The organism is Halopseudomonas bauzanensis (assembly GCF_900114735.1).
Taxonomy (GTDB): domain Bacteria; phylum Pseudomonadota; class Gammaproteobacteria; order Pseudomonadales; family Pseudomonadaceae; genus Halopseudomonas; species Halopseudomonas bauzanensis.
Genome location: NZ_FOUA01000002.1, coordinates 132,883 through 147,009, shown reverse-complemented (window position 1 = coordinate 147,009; position 14,127 = coordinate 132,883). Strand labels below are relative to the sequence as shown.

Sequence of the window (14,127 nt, the reverse complement as noted above, 5' to 3'; positions counted from 1 at the left end):
GCTGGCAAACCGTCAGAACCCATGGTGTTGATGGGTCATAAGTGCGACGGCTGCTCAGGGCAGATATAGCCGGAACTCGCCGCCACCGAGCTGCCCGCCGTTGCTCAGCTCGATGTAACCATGGCGGCCATTGCGCTGGTGCAGCCGGGCAATGCATTGCCCGAAGTACAGCCCCAGCCCGGTGCTGCTCTGGGTGACATCCGCATCGCGGGCGCCGGTGTTGTAGCGGCCCAGCATATCGGCGGGATAACCCTGGCCGTCGTCACTGACCAGGATCATCAACTGTCCATCCTCCTGTGCGGCGTGCAGATGGATGGCCGTGCGGGTATAGCGGATGGAGTTATTGATTACGTTGGCAATCACTGAACTGATCAGTTCTTCATCCATGAAATGCAGCAACTCGTCATGTTCGATGCTGTAGCTGCTGCTGATCTGGCGCGCCTGCAGAATCTCGCTGTGCCGGGCCAGCTGGGCCTGCAGCAGATCGTCCACCTCCACCCAGTCGGGGCGCAGCGGCAGGGCATTGAGCTGCAGTTTATACAGACCGAGCATCTGCATGAGCATGCCGTTGAGCCGCAGGGATTCGTATTCGATCACTCCACGCTCACCTGATTGTGCCAGTTCGGGCGGCAGCCGCTCGATCCACTGGGCCCAACTCTGCATCATCAGCGTCAGCGAATTCTTCATGTCATGGACGGTAGAGGCCAATACCGTGGAAAAATCCAGCCCTTCCTGGTCGTTGTCGTTCATAACTGCTCCAGCCGTTCACGAAGCTTGCGGTAACGCTCGCGGCGATGATCATTGGATGGCATCCCGTCCGCCTGCTGCAGGCAGCGCTCACACTCGGCGAGCAGTTCCGGTTTCGGGTCGGCGGCAATCAGACGCAGCAGCGACTGTGCTGTGTTCAAGGCAAAGCTGATGTTGCGCGGCTGGCTCGCCAGCGCCTGGCGGAACCGTTGTAGCGCCTCGGCATAGTTCTTCTGCTGGTACAGTCGGATGGCCTGGCGGTTCCATTCCAGGGCCTGGGAGCCGGCCGCAAGAATGTCCGGGTTGTCGGTATGCCGGGCGATGTCAGCCAGCACCTCCGGGTCGTCGCCGTACATTTCGGCACAGGTCGCCAACACCGCATCGGCCGATCCGGCCTGATCCAGATCACGCAGCTGCCCGGCCACTTGCAGGGCAACCTCGGCATCGAAGAAGCTCTCCAACTGCGCGACATCAGCCGCCACCTGCTCTGCCAGCCGGCGCGCTTCGGTCGCATGGCCACTCTTGTCCAGGGTGCGGGCCTGCATCAGGCGAGAACGCACCGACAGCGCCGGGTCGTCGCGCCAGGTTTTGTCCAGCTCGCCCAGGGTTTGACGAATTTCCGCCACCGCCCGTTGGCCGAGCGCTCCGTCGCCCGCTTGAGCGGTAAGGCTGGAGGCGAGATTCAGATGATTGTCGGGATTACGAAACAGCGAATTGCGGCCTAGATCAACGGCCTGGCGAAAGGCCCGTGCGGCTTGCTCATGATCATTGTTGCGCTGCGCGATCTGGCCCATGCGTTCCTGACGCTGCAGCGAATTGGGCGAAATACGCAGCCCTTGCTGCAGGTGCTGTTGGGCTTCCTCATGATTGCCGCGGGCCAGCTCCGTGGCCGCGAGCCCGTCATACAATGCCGGGATCAGCGGGAACTGACGGATACCGTCCTGATACAGCGTCAGCGCGTGGTCCAGTTGTCCGCTCTCGCGCAAAAGATCGGCCAGTGCCACCAGCGCCCAGGGCAATGGTCGCTCGCTGATCAGTGACCGCAGCAGGCGCTCCTGATCCTGACGTCGGCCCAAGGCGGCCAGCGCCGTCACCTGATGCCGGCGGCATTGCGGAGCGTACCGTGGATGCGCTGCTATTACCGCTGCGCAGGCTTCCAGCACCGCCATATGATCGGCGCGCATCTGCGCATCCAGTACGGGATGCAGCACGGTCTTCATGGCGATCAACTTGTCCAGCCGCTGCTGCAGGCTGGCCAGGTTGAAGGGTTTGGTCAGATAGCTGTCCGGTTCGCACTCCAACGCCGCCATGACCATGGCCTGGCTGCTTTCGGCGGAGATAATGATGAAGATGCAATGTGGGCTGAGCAGCTTGTCATGGTGCAGCTCTTCCAGCACCTGCTGGCCGTTCTTGCCCTTGCCGAGGTTGTAGTCATGGAGGATGACGTCATAGGTGTGCTTGCGGCACAGCGCCAGCGCCTCCTCACCATTGACCGCCGCATCGATATGCGCCACGCCCATCTGCCGCAGCATGCCGGTGAGCGCCGAGCGGAAATCGGTGAAATCGTCCACGATGAGAAAGCGCTTGTTGTTGTATTCGATCATCTAGTCATCCGCTTCGATGCTTACCTCATATTGCAGTTGTTCCATTGTAGCTGGACCGGGACAAGGGAAGTAGGGCTATTGGCCATTATGGTGGCCGATGAAACGTTGTGGTAATACATCTGCCGGGAATAAGGGGGGCATCCGATCCTTGGGTTTCCCGGCAAGATTGTCAGCAATATGACAAGATTTCCGCATTTCGATGGATCGAAAATCAAAGGAAGGCAACGGTAAAAAAGCGCCGGGACTCTCTGTCAGCTACGGCATCATTACCCAGATGGGAGGCGAGCTGAGTGTCGAAAATCATCATCAGGGCGCGCGGTTCTTGATAACCCTGCCAATAGGACAGACCTGATGCGCTGCAGCTTGAAACCTGAGGCTGTTCGCAGGGTGGTCACTTTACAAAGCGATACTGTGGGATCTGCTTGAGAACCACTGTGCCTGCAAGTCACTTTTACTCATTCATTTTCAAGTAGCGAGCGCCTGGTGAACAAGATTCTATTGATAGATGACGATGAAGATATTCTGGTGGAATTGCAGGAATCGATGATGCTCCTCGGCTTCGTCTGTCGCTGTGCCTCTAACGCCAAGCTGGCCTTGATTGAGCTGGACAGGAACCCGGATATCGCGTTGATCATCTCCGACTTGCGTATGCCGGACCAGAGCGGCTTGCGCCTGTTGCAGATACTCAATGAGCGGTACACCGAAGGGCACCGCATTCCGATCATCATTACGTCGGGCCATGCGGATATGGATGATGTCATCACCCTGTTCCGCAACGGTGCGGCTGACTTCCTACCCAAGCCCATTCATTACGAACATCTTGTCGAACAATTGAAACGGTTCTTTCCCGAACATCAGATGGGCTGATCCCGGGATTATCCGGCGCGCAGCAGCTGCGCGTCGGATGGGCCATCTCAGAGGCCGGCTGGCTGACCTGTCCACAGGTTGGTCAGGGTACCCAGTAGCGGCTGGCCGACACCCTGGTTGCCAATGAACTGCAGCAGTACCGGGGCGAATTGGCCGACCATGCCGCTATCCATGCCCAATGCCGAAAAGGCGTTACCCACATCACCCAGATTTTGCAGGTTATTCTGAGCGCTGCTGTCCAGCGGATTGGACTTGCCCAGCAGACCGCTGACCTTGCCAACCTGACCTCCCAGACCACCACCGGTCAGGTTGGCCAGGGCCGGAACGTTGCCTATCAGCTGGCTGTAGTCTTCACCGGCCAGCTGGTTCTTGGCCAGACCCAGCAGCGCGCTGGTGCCACCTACTGCCTGTTCGGAGCTGACGTTCAGCTCGGTCAGTTTGCCCACCAGCTCGGCGGATTGGGCAGCGGTGGAGTTGGGTGCGGCGACCGCCCCGGTCAGTTTGGCTGCGTCGTTGAGGCTGAAGGCCTGGGCAGTGCCGATTGCGCTGGTCAGACCCAGGGCCAGGGATAAGGTGATGTAGCTGATCTTCTGCATAATGGTTTTCTCATCGGGAAACGGCCATGTCTGGCCAGACCCGGTAGGTGGGCTACCGGCTGTTGTGCAGTTTACTTCATCACTGGCGCCGATAGCGCATCATCTGCGGTGGTTGCCGGCCCGGTGTTTATACTGCAGCCAACATCATTGAGAGGTCATGTGAATGCACAAGGTGGCACAGACCGGCCCGCAGAGCCGTTTTTATCATTCCCGCGGGCTGCGCCTGCATTACCTGGACTGGGGCAACAGTGATGCGCCGTTACTCATTCTGGTGCATGGCGGCCTGGAGCATGCGCGGGTATGGGATCAACTGGCGAGCCAGTTGCGTGCCGACTGGCATGTGGTGGTGCCGGATCTGCGCGGCCACGGTGACAGCGGTTGGAGCAGCGGCGGAGCCTATGGGATTGTCGACATGGTGCCGGACCTCGCCGCGCTGGTGGACGAACTGGGTGAGCGCCCGGTAACGCTGGTGGCCCATTCGCTGGGCGGCAATATCGCCACCCATTACACCGCGCTGTTCCCGGAGCGGGTCAGCCGGTTGTGCGTGATCGAAGGCCTGGGCTTTTCGCCGCAGGCGCGCGCCAGGCGCGACGCCAAACCACGTCGCGAACAGTTGCGTGAATGGGTGGACAAGGTGCGGGAACTGGATCAGCGGGGGCCGAGCCGTTATCCCAGCGTTACCGCAGCGGTACAGCGTCTGCTGGAGCATGATCCGCTGCTCAGTCGGCAGCTGGCCGAGTATGTCTGCGAACACGGCATGCGCCCGACCGAGGATGGACAATGGCGCTGGAAGTACGACCATCTTATTCGCGGCACGGGCGCCGCCGAGGTGGCCTCGGTGGAACCCAGCGATTTATGGCAAGCGATCACCTGCCCGGTGTTGCTGATGTACGGCGCCGAGAGCTGGGCGTCCAATCCTGAGCAGGATGGCCGCGTCAAACACTTTGCCCAGGCTCAGGTGATAATCGTGGAGCAGGCCGGGCATAACCTGCACCACCATCAGCCGGAGGTATTCATGGGTCATCTTCGAGCGTTTCTGAGTTGAGACTGCTTGGGGACGGAGCGCGCACCCTCTCACTCAATGCGACGTTCCCTCCACAAAACCAATCTTGTTACCCACGTTGTACTTGCCCGACGGTTTGTTCATCGGGATGCGCTTCACTTCCTCCAAGGTCTCGCTGTCGAGTACCAGCAGCGCACCGTCCTCGTCCCAGATGCTCAACAGCAGGTGTCGGCCGTCGCGGGTGAATTCCACGTGGGCGGCGTTCTTGCCCGGAACCGGGCGCAGGGTGTGGGCGACTTCCAGGGTCTGTTTGTCGATCAGGTGGATGGCGTCGTTGTTTGGCCCGAAGAACACGTCGGTCCAGGCGTAGGGTGAGTTCTCATGGCTGCGCATGAAGAAGCCCGGGCCTTCGGTGGGGATCTCCTTGATCAACTCCCAGGTGTCCAGGTCCAGTACCGAGATCAGTCCCTGGCTGATGTTGGGCGTGGCGAAGACCCATTTGCCGTCGCGCTGCCAGTAGATGCCTGAGCCCAGGTGCGGCATGCCCGGCAGCGGAATATCCGTCAGCGCCTTGCCGGTATCCAGGTCGATCACCTGACCGCCTTTGGCCTTGCGCGAGGTGGCCAGCAGGTAGCGGTAATCCGGGGTGAAGGAGAAGTCGTCGAGATAATCCGCGGCAATGATCCGTCGTGGGGCGAAGTCCGGCTGCCCCGCATAGGACAGTTCCCAGACTTCCTGCACATCCTTCAGCGCAACCACGAAGCTGTCGCGCTGGGGCGCGGTGTAGACGGCGCTGACCCGCGAGGGCGTACCGTCGCTGCCGACCGTGGGAATGGGTTTGACCAGGGACAGGTCGCGGGCATCCAGCACCACCAGGTTGCCCGGCAGGTAATTGCCGACCAGCACCCAGCGACCATCATTGCTGACCGCCAGGTTGCGGGTATTCAGCCCGGCGCGCACCTCGGCGATCATGGTCAGGTTGTGCAGGTCGTACTTGCTGATCCAGCCATCCCGCGAGGCGAAGTAGACGAAGCGCCCATCCGGCGAGAACTTCGGCCCGCCATGCAGGGCAAAGTGCGACTGAAACCGTGTCAGTTCCTCGAAACTATCGCCGTCTAGGATGCGCACATGATGATTGCCAGCCTCGACCACGACGAACAGATTGAGCGGATCAGCGGTATGTTGCGGGCTGTCCGGCAGTTGCCCGGGATCAGCGAACAAGCGGTGACTGGCACGGATATCGGCGTCCTGCCAAGTGGGCGGCACCTCGGCCGGGGTGTACAGGTAACTGACCAGGGCGTCGATGTCTTCGCCGTTGAGCAGCGTGCCGAAGGCTGCCATCTGACTGGCCGGTCGGCCGTCCTGGATGACCTTGCGCACCTCCTCGGGCTTGATGCGGCCGAGACTCTCGGGCAGCAGTGCGGGGCCGGTGCCGCCGAGCCGATTGACGCCATGGCAGCTCTGGCACTGGGTCTGATACAGCATGGCGACATCGGGGACGCTGGAAGCATCGGCCAGGGCTGCTACCGGCAGGGTCATGCTGAATAGCAGGGTGGAGATCAGCCGCATGCCACAGCCCCCCGTTCGGCCAGTACCGGTTGGGCGCGAAGCCGTGCTGGGTGGGTCAACTGCTGGTCGGCGAACAGCCCGACCACCTGGCCGATGACGGTCAGCGTCGGTGCGCTGAGGTGATGCTCCTGGGCCAATTGCTCCAGTTGCTGCAGGCTACCGCGTACCACCTGCTGGTCATCCCGGGTGCCGTTCCCGATCAGCGCCGCAGGGGTATCGGCGGGCAGGCCGGCATTGATCAGCTCCCGGGAAATGGCGCCCAGACTGGCCAAACCCATATAGAACACCAGCGTCTGACCGCCGTTGGCCAGGCTTTGCCAGGGCAGGTTGAGGGCGCCGTCCTGCTGCAGATGGCCGGTGATGAACTGGCAGGATTGGGCCAGGTCGCGGTGGGTCAGCGGGATGCCGGCGTAGGTGCTGCAGCCGGAGGCGGCGGTGATGCCGGGTACCACCTGGCAGTCGATACCCCGCGCCAGCAGGAATTCCAGCTCCTCGGCGCCGCGGCCGAAGATGAAGGGGTCGCCACCCTTGAGCCGCACCACGCGTTGGTCCTGCAGGGCCAGATCGACCAGCAGCTGGTTGATCTGCTCCTGCGGCAAGCTGTGGTAACCGCTGGTCTTGCCGACGAAGCGGCGAGCACACCCGGCTGGCAGCAGCGCCAGCAGTGCCGGGCTTACCAGCCGGTCATAGACCACCACATCGGCCTGCTGCAGCAGGCTCCAGGCGCGCAGGGTCAGCAGCCCGGGATCGCCCGGACCGGCGCCGACCAGGGCCACTTCGCCGGGAGCAAAGGTGGCGCGCAACGCAGCAGGAAAGCAATCCGGGTGCATGCCGGTTGTCGAGCCGTCAGCTAGGTCATGCATGTTCATACACCACTTGGCAGGGAATGAATTGGCTATCCGACAGGCCGATTTCGCTGTCGGTCAGGTAGCAACCCGGGTCCTCGCCCCAGAGGTCGCCGGTAGCCCAGGCGCGGGTCCGGGTGTTGCCGTTGCAGATCGGCAGCCATTGGCACTGACCGCAACGTCCGCCCACGGCACGCGGGTGCTGGCGCAGTTGCAACAGCAGCGGGTCGGGGTTGTCCAGCCAGATATCCTTGAAGCTGCGCTGGCGGATATTGCCGACGGTGTGCTGCCACCAGTAGGTGTCCGGATGCACATTGCCGATGTTGTCGATATTGGCGATGCCGCTGCCGGAGGCATTGCCGCCCCAGGCGCGCAACATCTGCTCCAGCCGCGGGGCATGTTCGGGGATGCGCCGCTGCGCCCACTGCAACAGCAAGATGGCATCAGCGTCGTTGTTACCCGTGACGAAGTCGGTATCGCGGCCCTGCTGCACATCCGCCCAGGCCTGCTCGAATAGTTGGTCGAGCACGTCGCGGGTCATCGCGTGATGGGCATCGGCCTTGCGGCTGCGTTTGCCGCGACCGCTGTAGTTCAGGTGTGACAGATAGAACTTCTGTACGTCATGCTCGCGCATCAGTTCCAGCAGCGCCGGCAGCTGCGGGTAGTTGTGCTGGGTCAGCGTGGTGCGCAGGCCCACGCGGAGGTCATGCTGGCGGCACAGGTCGATGGCGTGCATGGAGGCGGCAAAGCTGCCCTTGAGCTGGCGCCACTCGTCGTGCACCGCCTGCAGACCATCAATGCTAATGCCGACGTAATCGTAGCGAGCCGCGACGATCTGCCCGATATTGGCTTCGGTAATCAGTGTGCCATTGGTCGACAGGGCGACGAAAAAGCCCTTGTCCCGGGCGTAATCCGACAGCTGGAAAATGTCGTCGCGCAGCAGCGGCTCGCCACCGGACAGGATCAGCACGCGCACGCCAGCGGCATGCAGATCATCGATTACGCGCAGGGCCTCGGCGGTATCCAGCTCGTCGCGGAATTCGCTGTCGGCGGAGGTGGCGTAGCAATGCTTGCAGGTCAGGTTGCAGCGCCGCAGCAGATTCCAGATGACTACCGGAGGGCGGGTGCCGGGCGTGCCGCGGGCGCCGAGGACGCGCAGGCTCGGATTGGCCAGGGCGCGCAGGTAATGGCTTATTCTGAGCATGAAGAACTCTCCTGTGACGGCGCCTGAGCGCGGTCGGTGGGGGCGGGGCGGTTCAGTCGCAGTCCGGTCTTTTTCAGGATGCGGCTGCTGACCAGCATGTCGTCGGCGCGGCAGGCATCACCCAGCAACTGACGGATGCGCTGGCGGTCACGGTCGATGTCCTCGGCGCTGCGCCCGTGCACCATGGCAAACAGGTTGTAGCGCCAGCCGTCCCGGCGGGGGCGTCGGTAGCAGTGGCTGACAAAGGGCTGGGCGCCGACCAGCGGACCAAGCTGATCCATGCGCGCATCCTCCACGTCCCAGACGGTCATGCCGTTGTGGCGGTAGCCGAGGCGGTAATGGTTGGGTACAGCGGCGATACGGCGGATGGCGCCGTCGCGCTGCAGCTGCTGTAGCAGTTGCAGCGCCTGCTCGCGGCTGATGCCCAGGCGTTCGGCAATCCAGGCCCAGGGATCATCCACCAGCGGCAGGCCGGCCTGGGTCAGGTCAATCAGGCGGTGGGTCAGGTCGGGGTCAGACGGGCAGGTGCAGGCCGACATGGTAGGTCTCCTCCTTGGGCAGGTTGAGCACCGGCAGGCCGGTCAGTTGTTCGATATGCGCAATGCTGGCGCTGATGCCATCCGGGGTAGCGCAGGCCAGCACGAACCACATGTTCCAGGCATGCCCACGCCGGTAGTTGTGGGCCACTTCCGGCATGGCGTGCAGTTGCTCTGCCACCGTATCGAAGCGTTCCTCGGGTACGGCGAGGGCCGCCAGGGTGAAGGCGCCGCCGACGCGCTCGATATCGAACATCGGCCCGAAGCGGGTCAGGGTGCCGTCATCCAGCAGCGCCTGGACCCGCTGGCGCAGCAGCTGCGGTTGGCTATTCAGCTCATTGGCCAGAGCTTGCCAGGGCTGTGGTACCAGCGGCAGGCCGTGTTGCAGACGATTGATCAGGCGCCGGTCCAGATCATCCATGGGCGGTCTCCTGCGGCAGGCTCGGGGTAAATCGCCCGCCCCGCTGCTTGAAGGCGCGGGTGCTGAACAGCAACCGGTGCGGCATTTGATCCAGCCCGTGCCGGGCCAGCAGTTCGGCGATATGCGCCTGCACCGCGGCCCGCTCACGGCCATGCACCATGCAGAACAGGTTGAACGGCCAGTGTGGCAGCCGGCGGGGGCGCTGATAGCAGAGGTTGACGCCATCGGCGCGGCCCAGCCGTTCGCCGATGGCATCGACCTGATGGTCGGGAATGTCCAGCACCAGCATGGCATTGGCGCGAAAGCCCAGGTTGCGGTGATGCACCACCAGGCCGAAGCGGCGGAACAATCCTTCGTCGTTCCATTGCCGGGCCTGTTCGAGTACGGCGGCTTCGCTGCTGCCGAGCTGTTCGGCCAGGGTCTGCCAGGGTCGGGCGGTCAGCGGCAGGCCATTTTCCAGCTGCTGTCGCAGCGCGGTACGTTGTCGGGGGTCGAGCCCGTTCATGGGGTGGCCTCCAGAGAAAAGCCCAGGTCGATGCGATAGGCGCGGCGCATGGGCAGGTCGAGCGGAGCGAGTCCGGTGGTCTGCTGGATATCCTCCAGGCAGCGCTCCAGGGATTGGCGATCCGGGCCGGTGAGGACGAACCACAGGTTGTAATCGTGCTCGCGCAGGTAGTTGTGATTGACCTCGGGGTAGCGGTTGACCAGCTCGGCGACCTGCTCCAGCCGGGATTGCGGCACCGCCAGCGCCACCAGGGTGCTGGCGCCGGCGCGGCTGTGCTCGAACACCGGGCCCACGCGCGACAGCGCGCCCTGCTCATCCAGCCGGCGCAGACAGTCCAGTACCTCGGCTGCGCTGCAGCCCAGCTCATCTGCCATGGCTTGCCAGGGATCGGTACAGATTGGCAGTTGGTGTTGGTAGCGCTCGATCAGGCGGCGACTGAGATCGTCCAGTTGCATATGGGCATTCCCTTGTGGTGGGAGCGGGCTCGCCCCGCGAATGGCTACAGGGCTGCTCATAAGCCGGTGTCATGGGCACGACTGCTGAAGAAGATGCCGCTGGGGCTGTCTGCCGGCAGGCTGGCGATCTGCTTCAGGGTGTAGGGGTCCCACACCTGGATCTCGCCGCCGTCACGCACGGACAGCCACAGCTGGTCGCCACGGGCGGTGAACTCCATGTGCAGTACTGCGGGCCCGGGTTCGAGGGTGGCGATGATCTGGTGGGTTTCGCTGTCGATCACCTGGACCTGGTGATTGTCCGGATGGGCGAAGTTGACCCAGATCTGCCGGGCATCCGGCCGCGCCATGACGAAGATCGGCTGCCCGGCCACATCGATGGCATCGGTCTGCTGCCAGGTCGTGCTATCCAGCACCAGCACCTGATGGTGGCCGACCGCCGGAACGAAGGCCTGATCACCGGCCAGGGTCCAGCCCTCCAGATGGGGCATCTTGTAGACCGGCAGCTTCTGCTCGCCACGGCCATAGTCCTCAAGGATGCGCTCGACACCCCGTTCCGGGTGCCAGAGATCGATCTTGGCCATGCCGTTCTCACCGAACAGGCCGGCGATGTAATAGCGGCCTTCCGGGGTGAGCAGCGCGTCATAGGGCTGGTTGCCGATGTTCTCGAAACGGGTGATCTGCGGATCATTCCCCTGACTGAAATCCAGCAGCCAGGTCTCGCCGGTATCGAACAGACTGTAGATGAAACGCTGGCCGGGCACGTCGGTGACGCCGACCACGCGGGAGTTACGGCTGCCGTCGGCCAGCGGCGTGGCCGGTATATCGGCAATCAGCGCCAGGCTAACGGCATCGAACACCTTGACCCCGCCGGGTTCGTAGTTGCCCACGGCGATCAGCGAGCCGTCCTGGCTGATGGCACCGCCGATGCTGTTGCCGGCCTGGATCACGCGCTTGTCGACCTGCTGCAGCAACAAATCGACTTTAGTCAGGCCGCCGTCACGGCCGAATACATAGGCGTAACGCTGGTCACGGGAGAACACTACCGAGGCATGGGACAGATCGCCCAGCCCATCGATGCGCGCCAGGCTGGTGCGGGTGCTGCTTTCGATCAATTGCAGGGTGCCGGTGGCCCGTTCCACCACCACGCCCAGGTCGCCGGTACCGCGCAGCGGCAGGGTGGATGATGGGTGGGCGCAACCGCCGAGCAATAATGCGGCGGCTATGAGACCGAGCAGGGGATTTTTCATGGCTGGGGAGCTCCTTCAAGCAGGCGGTCGACCAACCAGGCGATGTCCTGCTCATCAAGCAGGGCCTTCCAGCCGGGCATGGCGGTACCGGGGCGGCCATGGGTGACGGTGGCGAGCAGGCTGTCACGCGGTTTGTCAGTCAGCGCTTCACGGGTCAGGGCCGGGCCCAGGCCACCGGTCATGCGCAGGCCGTGGCAGGAGCCGCAGTCCTGCAGCAGCAGGTTGGCGAGTTGCTGCTGGCGTTCCGTGGTCGGCAGCGGCGCTGCTGCGGTGGTGGCGGCCAGCAACAGTGCAGCGACCAGCAGCAGCGGACGAGAACAGTGCACCGATACAGCCATCAATTTCCCCATCAGCCCAGGAATTTTCCTTCATGAGCTGATTATGTGGCTGTGCTGCAAGGGATAATTTGATCTGGGTCAGGTTACGCTGCGACATAGTGTCCTGACAGCCAACAAGGCGTTCGCTGACCCGGCGGGGTGGCCCGGAAGCCTGCGGCTGGCTATCCTGTGCTGACATTCCGAGGAGGGAGACTGATATGAAAGCGGTGGGTTATACCGAACAATTGCCAATCGATAATGACCAGGCGCTGATCGACCTGGAATTGCCCAAGCCTGCGCCGACCGGGCGGGATCTGTTGGTGAAGGTGCAGGCGATATCAGTCAACCCGCGGGACATCAAGAGCCGACAGGTTTTCAGCGCCTCGCCTGACGAGCCGCGGGTACTTGGCTACGATGCCGCCGGCGTGGTCGAGGCGGTCGGCCCGGAAGTCACGCTGTTCCAGCCTGGCGATGAGGTGTTCTATGCCGGCGAGCTGCAGCGCCAGGGTTCCAATGCCGAGTGGCAGTTGGTCGACGAGCGTATCGTCGGGCGCCAGCCGCGCAATCTCGATCCCGCCGCTGCGGCCTCGGTGCCGCTGGTTATGCTGACGGCCTACGAGATGCTGTTCGACCGCCTCGGCATGCCGCAGCAGGCGACCGACCACGCGCCCACACTGTTGGTGCTGGGCGGTGCCGGCGGCGTACCTTCAGCTGCTATCCAGCTGGCGCGCCAGGCCGGCGCCACGGTTATCGGTACCGCTTCGCGTCCGGAAAGCGCCCAATGGGTGCGTGATATGGGCGCCCATCACGTGATCGATCACAGCAAACCCCTGGTCGCGCAGATTCTCGATTTGAACATCGGCCTGATCGACTTTGCCTTTTCCACCCACACCAGCGTCGAAGCGTGGGCGGCGCTGGCCGAGCTCATGGCTCCCCAGGGGCGGCTGGGCATCATCGATGATCCGGACCCTGTGGACCTGCGCCTGTTCAAGGCCAAGAGCGTTTCCATCCACTGGGAGTCCATGTTCACCCGCTCGATGTTCCAGACCGCCGATATGCAGCGCCAGCACGATATCCTCAACCGCATCGCCGAGCTGCTCGACCAGGGCGAATTGCGGGCGCTGGACAAGGTTCACCTGGGGCAGATCAACGCTGCCAACCTGCGTCAGGCGCACCAACTGATCGAAGGTGGCCATGCCATCGGCAAGATAGTGCTGGAAGGCTTCTGAGGCACAATGCCGGACAGTCGTATTAACCGGTCTGTGGCGTGACAGCTGCGACTGGCTGCTGCAGCAGCCAGTCCAGCGCCTGATCCCAGAACGCGTGCGACTCACGGCGGAAATAGCCCATATGCCCGATGGGCTGATGCCCGGGCGCCGGACTGATATCCGCGATCATTTTCGCGGCATTGCTGTAGGCCTTGGCGAAGGCATCGCGCGAGCGCGGCGGTGCCCAGGGATCATCTGTTGCGGTGACGAAGGCGCAGGGTACTTGCACCGATGCATACAGCGGCTTTACCCAGGCCATGGACGGATCGTCGAAATAATAGTGCGGAAAACCGCACCAGCGCTTCCAGTCCCGATACACCCCCAGTGGCAGGTCATCGCCCATGCCCAGCAGGCTCCAGGCCATATAACCTTTCCAGGACACGATTGCCGGCATGATGACATGCCAGAACAACCGAATCTTCAGCGCCTCGCCCGTGGGCATCCAGCCAGCCCAGCCGGCACCGGTGCCAAAGGTGTAGCACGCCGTCAGTTGGTGATGATTGGGCAGCAGGCCAATGGCATGCCCGCCGAAGGAGTGCCCGACCCAGTACAGCGGTAGCTGCTCTTGGGCCAGCAACGCCACCGCCGCCGCCAGATCCTTCTGCGACCAGTCCAGGTAGGACATCTCGAAGCCTTTCAGCGACGCGGGACGCGACTCGCTGGCGCCGCGGTAATCCAGCGTCAGCACATTCAACCCGCGCTGCGCGGCATACTCAGCGAAACGCCGGTAGAAACGCTGCGGCACACCGGTACCGCCAGCCACCAGCAGATTGCCCTTGGCTTCACCCCGGGCGGGATAACGATAGGCGGTCAGCGGATAGCCATCGCTGGCGGTCAGGGTGATTTTCTCGGCGGGGATGGCCGGGCTGGAAGTGTCGATAGCCGCATTCATGGTTGGAGTCCGTCAGCTGGATCGCGGTCGGCGTTCTAAAATCAAACGCTC

Annotated in this window: 16 protein-coding genes; 3 read left to right on the top strand and 13 right to left on the bottom strand. The window is 63.0% G+C overall.

Going from position 1 to position 14,127, the window contains the following annotated elements; translation table 11 throughout:
• Positions 1–54: 54 nt before the first annotated feature.
• On the bottom strand, positions 55–750 hold the full coding sequence (locus tag BM267_RS07045) for a sensor histidine kinase (RefSeq protein ID WP_074779106.1): 696 nt from the start codon (positions 748–750) through the stop codon (positions 55–57).
• Entirely contained in the window at positions 747–2,351 is a 1,605-nt protein-coding gene (locus tag BM267_RS07040) for a tetratricopeptide repeat-containing response regulator (RefSeq protein WP_074779108.1), read from the bottom strand. Before BM267_RS07040 ends, BM267_RS07045 begins: the two co-directional genes overlap by 4 nt.
• A gap of 483 nt (positions 2,352–2,834) precedes the next feature.
• On the opposite strand from BM267_RS07040, the gene BM267_RS07035 reads away from it, so the two are divergent.
• Positions 2,835–3,218, top strand: a complete 384-nt coding sequence (locus tag BM267_RS07035) for a response regulator (protein ID WP_235818252.1) — start codon at positions 2,835–2,837, stop codon at positions 3,216–3,218.
• Between the two features lie 47 nt (positions 3,219–3,265).
• Here BM267_RS07035 and BM267_RS07030 read toward each other — a convergent pair whose 3' ends face one another.
• Positions 3,266–3,814, bottom strand: coding sequence for a DUF2780 domain-containing protein (locus BM267_RS07030; RefSeq protein WP_074779111.1), 549 nt, complete (start codon positions 3,812–3,814; stop codon positions 3,266–3,268).
• A gap of 163 nt (positions 3,815–3,977) precedes the next feature.
• On the opposite strand from BM267_RS07030, the gene BM267_RS07025 reads away from it, so the two are divergent.
• Positions 3,978–4,859 (top strand): alpha/beta fold hydrolase, encoded by an 882-nt coding sequence (locus BM267_RS07025; RefSeq protein ID WP_074779113.1) that lies wholly within the window; start codon positions 3,978–3,980, stop codon positions 4,857–4,859.
• A 33-nt stretch (positions 4,860–4,892) separates the two neighbouring features.
• Here the strand turns inward: BM267_RS07025 and BM267_RS07020 are convergent, their stop codons facing one another.
• The 9 genes from BM267_RS07020 to BM267_RS06980 are packed head-to-tail and all read right to left on the bottom strand — an operon-like array spanning position 4,893 to position 11,937.
• Positions 4,893–6,386, bottom strand: coding sequence for a nitrite reductase (locus BM267_RS07020; RefSeq protein WP_074779115.1), 1,494 nt, complete (start codon positions 6,384–6,386; stop codon positions 4,893–4,895).
• Positions 6,377–7,216 (bottom strand): uroporphyrinogen-III C-methyltransferase, encoded by an 840-nt coding sequence (gene cobA / locus BM267_RS07015; protein ID WP_036991486.1) that lies wholly within the window; start codon positions 7,214–7,216, stop codon positions 6,377–6,379. The genes BM267_RS07020 and cobA overlap by 10 nt, the downstream gene beginning before the upstream one ends.
• Before the next feature lie 25 nt (positions 7,217–7,241).
• The gene (gene nirJ / locus BM267_RS07010; protein ID WP_036991483.1) at positions 7,242–8,435 is read right to left on the bottom strand and encodes a heme d1 biosynthesis radical SAM protein NirJ; all 1,194 of its coding nucleotides are present in this window, start codon (positions 8,433–8,435) and stop codon (positions 7,242–7,244) included.
• Positions 8,423–8,974: a siroheme decarboxylase subunit beta gene (ahbB, locus tag BM267_RS07005; RefSeq protein WP_051611177.1), complete on the bottom strand. Its 552-nt coding sequence runs from the start codon at positions 8,972–8,974 to the stop codon at positions 8,423–8,425. The genes nirJ and ahbB (BM267_RS07005) overlap by 13 nt, the downstream gene beginning before the upstream one ends.
• Positions 8,949–9,392: an Lrp/AsnC family transcriptional regulator gene (locus BM267_RS07000; RefSeq protein ID WP_036991479.1), complete on the bottom strand. Its 444-nt coding sequence runs from the start codon at positions 9,390–9,392 to the stop codon at positions 8,949–8,951. Before BM267_RS07000 ends, ahbB (BM267_RS07005) begins: the two co-directional genes overlap by 26 nt.
• Positions 9,385–9,897: a siroheme decarboxylase subunit beta gene (ahbB, locus tag BM267_RS06995; protein WP_074779117.1), complete on the bottom strand. Its 513-nt coding sequence runs from the start codon at positions 9,895–9,897 to the stop codon at positions 9,385–9,387. Before ahbB (BM267_RS06995) ends, BM267_RS07000 begins: the two co-directional genes overlap by 8 nt.
• Complete coding sequence (locus BM267_RS06990; RefSeq protein WP_036991475.1) at positions 9,894–10,352, bottom strand: Lrp/AsnC family transcriptional regulator; 459 nt, start codon at positions 10,350–10,352, stop codon at positions 9,894–9,896. The genes ahbB (BM267_RS06995) and BM267_RS06990 overlap by 4 nt, the downstream gene beginning before the upstream one ends.
• 56 nt (positions 10,353–10,408) lie before the next feature.
• Positions 10,409–11,599, bottom strand: coding sequence for a cytochrome D1 domain-containing protein (locus BM267_RS06985; RefSeq protein WP_036991473.1), 1,191 nt, complete (start codon positions 11,597–11,599; stop codon positions 10,409–10,411).
• Positions 11,596–11,937 carry a c-type cytochrome gene (locus BM267_RS06980; RefSeq protein WP_036992046.1) on the bottom strand — a complete coding sequence of 114 codons (342 nt, stop codon included), beginning with the start codon at positions 11,935–11,937 and terminating at the stop codon, positions 11,596–11,598. Before BM267_RS06980 ends, BM267_RS06985 begins: the two co-directional genes overlap by 4 nt.
• A 197-nt stretch (positions 11,938–12,134) precedes the next feature.
• Here BM267_RS06980 and BM267_RS06975 point away from each other — a divergent pair, with 197 nt between their 5' ends.
• A complete protein-coding gene (locus tag BM267_RS06975; RefSeq protein ID WP_074779118.1) occupies positions 12,135–13,145 on the top strand; it encodes a zinc-binding alcohol dehydrogenase family protein in 1,011 nt (336 codons plus the stop codon).
• Positions 13,146–13,167: 22 nt separating this feature from the next.
• On the opposite strand, the gene BM267_RS06970 is transcribed toward BM267_RS06975, so the two are convergent.
• Complete coding sequence (locus BM267_RS06970) at positions 13,168–14,076, bottom strand: alpha/beta hydrolase family protein (RefSeq protein ID WP_074779120.1); 909 nt, start codon at positions 14,074–14,076, stop codon at positions 13,168–13,170.
• Positions 14,077–14,127: the final 51 nt, after the last annotated feature.

Coding starts and splice junctions, on each gene's coding strand:
- BM267_RS07045 (WP_074779106.1), bottom strand. CDS start 750: ATGAACGACAACGACCAGGAAGGGCTGGATTTTTCCACGGTATTGGCC.
- BM267_RS07040 (WP_074779108.1), bottom strand. CDS start 2,351: ATGATCGAATACAACAACAAGCGCTTTCTCATCGTGGACGATTTCACC.
- BM267_RS07030 (WP_074779111.1), bottom strand. CDS start 3,814: ATGCAGAAGATCAGCTACATCACCTTATCCCTGGCCCTGGGTCTGACC.
- BM267_RS07025 (WP_074779113.1), top strand. CDS start 3,978: ATGCACAAGGTGGCACAGACCGGCCCGCAGAGCCGTTTTTATCATTCC.
- BM267_RS07020 (WP_074779115.1), bottom strand. CDS start 6,386: ATGCGGCTGATCTCCACCCTGCTATTCAGCATGACCCTGCCGGTAGCA.
- cobA (WP_036991486.1), bottom strand. CDS start 7,216: ATGCACCCGGATTGCTTTCCTGCTGCGTTGCGCGCCACCTTTGCTCCC.
- nirJ (WP_036991483.1), bottom strand. CDS start 8,435: ATGCTCAGAATAAGCCATTACCTGCGCGCCCTGGCCAATCCGAGCCTG.
- ahbB (WP_051611177.1), bottom strand. CDS start 8,974: ATGTCGGCCTGCACCTGCCCGTCTGACCCCGACCTGACCCACCGCCTG.
- BM267_RS07000 (WP_036991479.1), bottom strand. CDS start 9,392: ATGGATGATCTGGACCGGCGCCTGATCAATCGTCTGCAACACGGCCTG.
- ahbB (WP_074779117.1), bottom strand. CDS start 9,897: ATGAACGGGCTCGACCCCCGACAACGTACCGCGCTGCGACAGCAGCTG.
- BM267_RS06990 (WP_036991475.1), bottom strand. CDS start 10,352: ATGCAACTGGACGATCTCAGTCGCCGCCTGATCGAGCGCTACCAACAC.
- BM267_RS06985 (WP_036991473.1), bottom strand. CDS start 11,599: ATGAAAAATCCCCTGCTCGGTCTCATAGCCGCCGCATTATTGCTCGGC.
- BM267_RS06980 (WP_036992046.1), bottom strand. CDS start 11,937: ATGGCTGTATCGGTGCACTGTTCTCGTCCGCTGCTGCTGGTCGCTGCA.
- BM267_RS06975 (WP_074779118.1), top strand. CDS start 12,135: ATGAAAGCGGTGGGTTATACCGAACAATTGCCAATCGATAATGACCAG.
- BM267_RS06970 (WP_074779120.1), bottom strand. CDS start 14,076: ATGAATGCGGCTATCGACACTTCCAGCCCGGCCATCCCCGCCGAGAAA.